This window comes from Inhella sp., from assembly GCF_027532025.1.
Lineage (GTDB): Bacteria > Pseudomonadota > Gammaproteobacteria > Burkholderiales > Burkholderiaceae_C > Inhella.
In genome coordinates this window covers 21,928-30,226 of record NZ_JAPZSY010000031.1, presented here as the reverse complement: position 1 = coordinate 30,226, position 8,299 = coordinate 21,928, and the positions used below count along the sequence as shown (strand labels likewise).

The window sequence follows — 8,299 nt, the reverse complement described above, 5'->3', positions numbered from 1 at the left end:
CACAAGATCGCCGTGGCCGAAGCCAAGAAGCTGGGCATCCCGGTCATCGCGGTGGTGGACACCAACCACTCGCCCGAAGGCATCGACTACGTCATCCCCGGCAACGACGACTCGGCCAAGGCCAGTGAGCTGTACGCCCGTGCCATGGCCGACGCCATCCTCGACGGCAAGGCCAACGCCACCAACGAGTTGGCCCAGTCGGTCGCCGCGAGCGACGAATTCGTCGAGGTGTCGGAAGGCGCTTGAGCCCTCCCACCACCGCCACACAAGGGGGCTCGTGAGCCCCCTTTGTCCACCCTGATATTCCGGAGAAATTGATGGCTGCTATCACCGCAAGCATGGTCGCTGAGCTGCGCGCCCGTACCGACGCCCCGATGATGGAGTGCAAGAAAGCCCTGACCGAAGCCGAGGGCGACCTGGGCCGCGCTGAAGAAATCCTGCGCGTCAAGCTGGGCAACAAGGCCGGCAAGGCGGCGTCGCGCGTGACCGCCGAGGGCGTGATCGCTGCGGCCGTGCAAGGCGATACCGGTGCATTGCTGGAAGTCAATTGCGAGACCGACTTCGTCAGCAAGAACGACGCCTTCCTGGCTTTCACCAACGCTCTGGCGGCGCTGGTGGCTGAGCACAACCCGGCCGATGTGGCCGCCCTGTCGAGCTTGCCCCTGAGCCAAGAAGGCTTTGGCCCGACCGTCGAAGACGTGCGCAAAGGCCTGATTGGCAAGATCGGCGAGAACATGAGCATCCGCCGCTTCCAGCGCTACGCGGGCGCCGGCAAGCTGGCGCACTACCTGCATGGCACGCGCATCGGCGTGATGGTGGCTTTCGATGGCGACGATGCCGCTGCCAAGGATGTGGCCATGCACGTGGCGGCCATGAAGCCCGTGGCCCTGTCGGGCGCCGACGTGCCTGCCGACCTGATCGCCAAGGAGCGTTCGATCGCCGAGCAAAAGGCGGCCGAGTCTGGCAAGCCTGCTGAGATCGTGGCCAAGATGGTCGAAGGGTCGGTCCAAAAGTATCTGAAGGAAGTCAGCCTGCTGGACCAGGTCTTCGTGAAAGCCGCCGACGGCAAGCAAACGGTCGCCGCCATGCTCAAGGACAAGGCCACCACGGTCAAAGCGTTCACGCTGTACGTGGTGGGTGAAGGCATCGAGAAGAAGGTCGATGACTTTGCCGCCGAAGTGGCCGCCCAGGTGGCTGCCGCCAAGGGCCAGTGAGTGAAGCCCGCTGCCCTTGGGCGCGGGTCTCTGACGAGGGCGCCTGCGGGCGCCCTTTACACTGGTGAAACCCCTTGAAAACGACCGCTTCCATGCCTGCTTACAAACGCATCCTGCTGAAACTTTCCGGTGAAGCCCTCATGGGCGACGACGCTTACGGCATCAACCGCGCCACCATCGTCAGGATGGTGCGCGAGATCCAGGAAGTGACGCAGCTGGGTGTGGAAGTCGCGGTCGTGATCGGTGGGGGCAATATCTTCCGCGGCGTGGCGGGGGGCTCGGTCGGGATGGACCGCGCGACGGCCGACTACATGGGCATGCTGGCCACGGTGATGAACGCGCTGGCCCTGGCCGACACCATGCGCCAGGAGGGCATGACCGCACGCGTGATGTCGGCCATTGGCATCGAGCAGGTGGTTGAGCCTTACGTGCGCCCCAAGGCTTTGCAGTACTTGGAGGAGGGCAAGGTGGTGGTCTTCGGCGCTGGCACGGGCAATCCGTTTTTCACCACCGACACGGCGGCTGCGCTGCGCGGCGCCGAAATCGGCGCCGAAATCATGCTCAAGGCCACCAAGGTCGACGGTGTGTACACCGCCGATCCCAAGAAGGACCCGAGTGCCACCCGCTATGCCAAGTTGAGCTTCGACGAGGCCATCACGAAGAACCTGGCCGTGCTCGACGCCACCGCCTTTGCGTTGTGTCGCGACCAAAAATTGCCCATCAAGGTGTTCAGCATCTTCAAGCCCGGCGCGCTCAAGCGCGTGGTGATGGGCGAAGACGAAGGCACCTTGGTGCACGTTTGATCCGTCAATTCATCGCACATCGACTTCCATGACGACTGCCGACATCAAGAAGAACGCCGAAGCGAAGATGGCCAAGTCCATCGAGGCTTTCAAAGGCGAGTTGCAAAAGATCCGCACGGGTCGGGCCCATCCGGGCATCTTGGACCAGGTGCACGTCGATTACTACGGCTCGATGGTGCCCATCAGCCAAGTCGCCAACGTCAGTTTGCTCGATGCCCGCACCATCAGCGTGCAACCCTGGGAAAAGGGCATGGGGGCCAAGGTCGAGAAAGCCATCCGAGAAAGCGACCTGGGCCTGAACCCTTCCAGCCAGGGCGATCTCATCCGGGTGCCGATGCCCCCCCTCAGCGAGGAGCGTCGCCGCGATCTCGTGAAGGTCGCCAAAGGCACCGCCGAGGACGCCAAGGTGGCGGTGCGCAACCTGCGCCGTGACGCCAATGAGCAAGCCAAGAAGTTGCTCAAGGACAAGCTGATCACCGAAGACGATGAGCGCCGCTGCTTGGACGACATGCAGAAGCTGACCGACAAGACCATCGTCGAAATCGACAAGCTGCTGGCGTCCAAAGAAGCCGAGATCCTGGCGGTTTGAGCGCCGTGGTCGACGCTGAGCGCTCGGTCCCGCGCCACATCGCCATCGTCATGGATGGCAATGGACGCTGGGCCAAGAAGCGCTTCTTGCCTCGCTTCTTCGGCCACAAGGCAGGCGTGGATGCGGTGGTGCGCACGGTGCAGGCCTGCATCGACCGGGGTGTGCCCGAACTCACCGTGTTTGCCTTCTCTTCCGAGAACTGGCGGCGGCCGGCCGACGAGGTCAGCGGCCTGATGGGCTTGGTGTTGGCCGCCATGAGTCGCTACATGGCGCGCATGCATGCCTTGGGCGTGCGCGTGCGCATCGTGGGCGATCGACAGGGGCTGGGCGACAAATTGCGCAAGGCCTGGGACGAAGCGGAGTCGCTGACGGCCCACAACACCCGCCTCACGCTCAACGTGGCCTTCAATTACGGCGGACGTTGGGACGTGGTGCAGGCTGCGCGGCGAGCGCTGGCCGCTGGTGTGCAGCCCGAAGACCTGACGGAGAGTCGATTTGGCGAATTCATGGCCACTGCCGGCTCGCCCGACCCCGACCTCTTCATCCGGACGGGGGGCGAAGTGCGCATCAGCAACTTCCTGCTATGGCAGGTCGCCTACAGCGAGTTTGTGTTTTCCGACTGCCTGTGGCCCGAGTTTGGCGAGGCGCAACTCGATGCGGCTTTGGCCGCCTACCGTCAACGCGACCGTCGATTCGGTGGCGTGAAGGAGGCCTGATGCTCCTGCATCGCATCATCACGGCCGTGGTTTTGTTGGCCGTGCTCCTGCCCACATTGATGAGCACGGCCGCTTGGCCATTTCCCGTGTTCGTGGCGGTGACGATGGGCGCTGCCGGCTGGGAGTGGGCGCGGCTCAACGGCTGGGTGGGCTGGCGCGCTGGGGCGTATGGCGCCGCGGTGTTGCTGCTGGGGGCAGTTCTATACCCGCTGGTGCGGGCCCAACCGGCTTGGGTGGGGCTGGCGGGGGCGTCGTGGGTCTTGGGGGGGGTGGTGGCGTTGCGCATGGGCTCCCTTGGTTGGGCGGCCCTCCCGTCGGCACTGCGTCTGGTGTTGGGGCCCTGTGTGCTCCTGCCGGCGGCTTGGGCTTTGCTGACCTGGAAAGGGATGGGGCTGAATGCGCTGCTGTCCGTCTTGTGCTTGGTGTGGGCTGCCGATGTGCTGGCCTATGCGGCCGGTCGACTCTGGGGGCGTCGCAAACTCGCGCCCACGATTAGCCCCGGCAAGAGTTGGGAGGGGGTGGCAGGTGGCGTGGTGGGGGTGTTGGCCGTGGCCCTGCTGTGGGTGACGACCATCGATCCTTGGCTCTCAGAGGCGCATGGCTTGAGTGTGTACGGCCGTTTGGTGGCGGCTTGGGGATGGCCGATGGGCGCCCTGGCGTTGTTGGTGCTCGCCGCACTGAGCGTGGTGGGTGATTTGGTCGAGTCCTTGATCAAGCGCGCCGCCGGGGCCAAGGACAGCAGCCAACTGCTGCCGGGTCATGGGGGCGTGTTGGACCGAATCGATGCGCTGTTGCCGGTGCTGCCGGCTGCGTTGGGCCTTCTGTGGTTGGCCCTGGGAGGCATGGCATGAGTGCTCAGCGCTTGCGCGTGGCCGTGTTGGGCGCCACCGGCTCGATTGGCAGCAACACCCTAGACGTCTTGGCGCGTCATCCCGATCGTTTCGAGTTGACGGCGGTTAGCGCATTCAGCCGGGCGAACGAACTGGCGGACGTTTGTTTGGCGCACCAGCCGCGATGGGCCGTGCTGCCGGAGCCTGAGGCCGCCCAAGCCTTGCAGCAGCGTTTGCGCGATCAAGGCTGTCGCACCGAGGTTCTGGCCGGCGCGCAGGCCTTGGCCCAAGTGGCTGCAGCGACCGAGGTGGATGCCGTCATGGCGGCCATCGTCGGGGCTGCCGGGCTACCGCCTTGCCTTGCCGCGGCGCGCGCGGGCAAGAGGCTGATGCTCGCCAACAAAGAGGCCCTCGTGGTCGGCGGCGCCTTCTTCATGCGGGCTGTCGAGGAAGGGGGCGCCTTGCTCTTGCCGGTCGACTCGGAGCACTCGGCGTTGTTCCAGTGTCTGCCCCTGGATGCGTCTACCTGGTCAGACACCATCGACCACATCGTGCTCACGGCGTCGGGCGGGCCGTTCCGAACGCGTGATCCACAAACCTTGGCCTCGGTGACGCCGGACGAAGCTTGCGCCCACCCCAACTGGGTCATGGGGCGGAAGATTTCGGTGGACTCGGCCACGATGATGAACAAGGGCTTGGAGGTCATCGAGGCCCGGTGGCTGTTCCACCTGCAGCCGGACCAGATTCGCGTGCTGATCCACCCGCAAAGCATCGTGCATTCGATGGTGGTGTGCCGCGACCAATCCGTGCTGGCCCAGCTGGGGACGCCCGACATGAGGGTGCCCATCGCCTACGCCCTCAGCTACCCCGAGCGCGTGGTGTCTGGCGCCTCTCGCTTGGATTTGCTCAATACGCCTTCCTTGTCGTTCGAGGCCCCCGACGGCCGGCGCTTTCCCGCCCTCCAACTGGCCTGGGCGGCGCTGCGCGGGCCCGAGGGCAGCACGGCCGTGCTGAATGCGGCCAACGAGGTGGCGGTAGAGGCCTTCTTGGCCCGCCGCTTGTCCTTCACCGGCATCGCGCAGACGGTGGAGCGCGTGCTGAACGACGTGCCGCCCAGCGCCGCCGATGTGGCGTCGGTGGATGACCTGCTGGCGTTGGATGCGCGTGCGCGAGCGGCAGCTCGTCGCACGGTGGGCGGTTGAGGCTTTGCCCGGCGCTATCATCCGCCGCATTTTTCGAGGGCAAGGCGATTGCGCAATGCGGCCGCCGACGGCTCCCCGGTTCCCCTGTTTGTTGCCCTCCTGACGACCCTCTGCATGGCTGCTTCTGCTCGCTCGCGCTCGCGACTTCACTCGTCCCTCCTGACCCTGTTGCTGTGCGGCGCGATCCACGCCAACGTTTGGGCGGTCGATCCCTTCGTGGTGAAGGACATCCGTGTCGAGGGCCTGCAGCGCACCGACCCCGGCACGGTGTTCGCCAGTCTGCCGTTCCGCATCGGCGACAGCTACAACGACGAAAAGGGCGCCGCAGCCTTGCGCGCCCTTTTTGCCACGGGTTTGTACAAGGACGTGCGCATCCAGATCGACGGCGATGCTGTCGTGGTGGTGATCGAAGAGCGGCCGATCATCGCGACGGTCAGCTTCGTGGGCATCAAGGAATTCGACAGCGAAGCGCTGCAGAAGTCTTTGAAGGAGATTGGCATCGGGGAGGGCCGTCCCTTCGATCGGGCTTTGGCCGATCGCGCTGAGCAGGAACTGAAGCGGCAGTACCTGACGCGCAGCCTGTACGGCGCAGAAGTCAGCACCACGATCACCCCCTTGGAGCGCAATCGCGTGAACGTCGTGTTCACCGTGAGCGAGGGGGATCCCGCCAAGATTGCTGAGATTCGGATCTCGGGCAACAAGGCTTTCAGCGAAGGGGCGCTGCGCGACCTGATGGGCCGCACCACCTCGGGCTGGTTGACTTGGTACACGAAGACCGACCGCTACTCGCGCACGGAACTCAATGCTGATTTGGAGGCCCTGCGCTCCCACTACCAGAACCGCGGTTACCTGGAGTTCGCGGTGGAGTCGACGCAAGTCACCATCTCCCCCGACAAGCAGCGCATCGGTGTGGCCATCAACGTCAGCGAGGGGCAGCCCTATCGCGTGGCCGAGGTGAAGTTGGAAGGCGAGTTTCTGGGCCGGTTGGAAGAGTTCAAGCGTTTGGTGGTGATCAAGCCTGGTGAGGTCTACCAGGGCGAGGCGGTGGCCGCCACCACCCGCGCTTTCACCGACTACTACGGCACCTTCGGTTATCCCTTCCCCCGAGTGGATGTGCGTCAGGACATCGACCGCGCCACGGGGTTGGTGACCCTGACGGTGCAAGCCACGCCGGAGCGTCGAGCTTATGTGCGCCGCGTCCTGGTGGCCGGCAACAGCAAGACCCGCGACACGGTGGTTCGGCGCGAGTTCCGGCAATTCGAAGGGGCGTGGTACGACGGCAATCGCATCAAATCCTCGCGAGATCGTGTGGAGCGTTTGGGTTACTTCAAGGAAGTGACCGTCGACACCAACGAGGTGCCTGGCGCGCCCGATCAGGTGGATGTGACCATCAACGTCACGGAGCAAAGCACCGGCAACATCTCGCTGGGCGCCGGCTATTCCTCGCAAAGCCGGATTTCGCTGGTGGGCTCGGTCAAGCAAGACAACTTCTTGGGCTCGGGCAACTCCGTGGAGGTGGAGCTCAACACCTCGCGCCAGTCCCGCTCCTTGGTGTTCAGTCTCGTCGATCCGTACTTCACCGAGGATGGGGTCTCCAGGGCCACGAGGGCCTACTACAGCACGGCCAAGCCCTTCAACAACCTGGGTGAGACCTACGAATTCGCCTCGCAGGGTGTGAGCCAGATCTTTGGCGTTCCCATCGCCGAGTTCGACCGGGTGTTTTTGGGCTTGGGCTACGAGCGCACCAAGATTTCGAGCACCACCGGTGTGCCGAACTACATCGCCGATTACGCCAACCGGTTTGGGCGCTCCAGTTTCGCCATCCCTCTGACACTGGGGTGGAGCAACGACAGCCGCGACAACCTGCTTTCGCCCAGCAAGGGGCAGTACTACCGCGTCAATTTGGAGCTCAGCCCGGCAGGCGACGCGCGCTTTGGTCGCCTGAACCTGCAGGCGCAGCGCTTCTTTGACCTTGGCGCCAAGTTCAGCTTGATGTTGAACGGCGAGGTCGGCTATGGAGAAGGTTTGGGCGGTCGTTCGTACCCGGTGTTCAAGAACTTCTACGGCGGTGGCCTGGGTTCGGTTCGTGTGTTCGAAGGTGGCACCCTGGGTCCGGTGGACGTGACCGGCTCGCGCAGCGGCGGCAACCTGAAGGCCAACCTCAACGCCGAGGTCTACATCCCCGTTCCGGGTGCAGGCAAGGACAGGACCTTCCGTCTGTTCGCCTTCGCCGATGCGGGTAACGTGTGGAACACCCAGAGCAAGTACGAGGAAGTCGGCTTGAGCAGCTTGCGTGCGTCGGCGGGGCTGGGCCTGTCTTGGATGTCCCCCGTGGGGCCTTTGCGCCTCAGTTGGGGCAAGCCGCTGCGCAGCCGCCCCACAGATAGAATCGAACGCTTCCAATTCCAGATCGGGACCGCCTTCTGATGATCACTTTCAGCCCTTTGCTGCGCGCCATTTCTCTGTCCGCGCTGCTGTCGGTCCCGATGCTCGGTGTGCAGGCTCAAGAGCTCAAGATTGGTTACGTGAGCTTGGAGCGCGTGCTGCGCGACTCCAATGCCGCCAAGGCGGCTCAGGCCAAGCTTGAGGCCGAGTTCGGCAAGCGCGAGCGTGAGCTGTCCGACATGGCCAATCGGCTCAAGGCTGCCCAAGACAAGTTGGAGAAAGACGGCCCCACGCTGACGCAGTCGGAACTCGGCCGCCGCCAGCGCGACCTCGTCGAGCAAGACCGCGACTTCCAGCGCCGCCGCCGGGAGTTCCAGGAAGACATCCAGGTCCGCAAAGGCGAAGAGTTGCAGGCGGTGGTGGAGCGGGCGAACCGGGTGGTCAAAGACATCTTCGAGCGCGAAAAGTTCGACTTGATCTTGCAAGACGCCGTGCACGCCAGTCCTCGCGTGGACATCACCAAGCGTGTGGTCGACGCGCTGAACGCCAGCAAGTGACCC

General features: G+C 64.4%; 9 protein-coding genes. All 9 read left to right on the top strand.

Annotated features, from left to right (window positions below):
• Positions 1 to 246 (top strand): 30S ribosomal protein S2 (gene rpsB, locus O9335_RS05870; protein WP_298384944.1); only part of this gene is annotated, 246 nt, incomplete at its 5' end.
• A 71-nt stretch (positions 247 to 317) separates the two neighbouring features.
• Positions 318 to 1,214: a translation elongation factor Ts gene (gene tsf / locus O9335_RS05865; protein WP_298384941.1), complete on the top strand. Its 897-nt coding sequence runs from the start codon at positions 318 to 320 to the stop codon at positions 1,212 to 1,214.
• Positions 1,215 to 1,306: 92 nt separating this feature from the next.
• Positions 1,307 to 2,017: a UMP kinase gene (gene pyrH, locus O9335_RS05860; protein WP_298384938.1), complete on the top strand. Its 711-nt coding sequence runs from the start codon at positions 1,307 to 1,309 to the stop codon at positions 2,015 to 2,017.
• A 28-nt stretch (positions 2,018 to 2,045) separates the two neighbouring features.
• Positions 2,046 to 2,606, top strand: coding sequence for a ribosome recycling factor (frr, locus tag O9335_RS05855; RefSeq protein WP_298384935.1), 561 nt, complete (start codon positions 2,046 to 2,048; stop codon positions 2,604 to 2,606).
• A gap of 5 nt (positions 2,607 to 2,611) precedes the next feature.
• A complete protein-coding gene (uppS, locus tag O9335_RS05850) occupies positions 2,612 to 3,322 on the top strand; it encodes a polyprenyl diphosphate synthase (RefSeq protein ID WP_298384953.1) in 711 nt (236 codons plus the stop codon).
• Positions 3,322 to 4,173 carry a phosphatidate cytidylyltransferase gene (locus tag O9335_RS05845; protein ID WP_298384932.1) on the top strand — a complete coding sequence of 284 codons (852 nt, stop codon included), beginning with the start codon at positions 3,322 to 3,324 and terminating at the stop codon, positions 4,171 to 4,173. Before uppS ends, O9335_RS05845 begins: the two co-directional genes overlap by 1 nt.
• The gene (locus tag O9335_RS05840) at positions 4,170 to 5,354 is read left to right on the top strand and encodes a 1-deoxy-D-xylulose-5-phosphate reductoisomerase (RefSeq protein WP_298384929.1); all 1,185 of its coding nucleotides are present in this window, start codon (positions 4,170 to 4,172) and stop codon (positions 5,352 to 5,354) included. Before O9335_RS05845 ends, O9335_RS05840 begins: the two co-directional genes overlap by 4 nt.
• 114 nt (positions 5,355 to 5,468) lie before the next feature.
• The gene (gene bamA, locus O9335_RS05835) at positions 5,469 to 7,781 is read left to right on the top strand and encodes an outer membrane protein assembly factor BamA (RefSeq protein ID WP_298384927.1); all 2,313 of its coding nucleotides are present in this window, start codon (positions 5,469 to 5,471) and stop codon (positions 7,779 to 7,781) included.
• Positions 7,781 to 8,296: an OmpH family outer membrane protein gene (locus O9335_RS05830; protein ID WP_298384924.1), complete on the top strand. Its 516-nt coding sequence runs from the start codon at positions 7,781 to 7,783 to the stop codon at positions 8,294 to 8,296. The genes bamA and O9335_RS05830 overlap by 1 nt, the downstream gene beginning before the upstream one ends.
• Positions 8,297 to 8,299 lie beyond the last annotated feature (3 nt).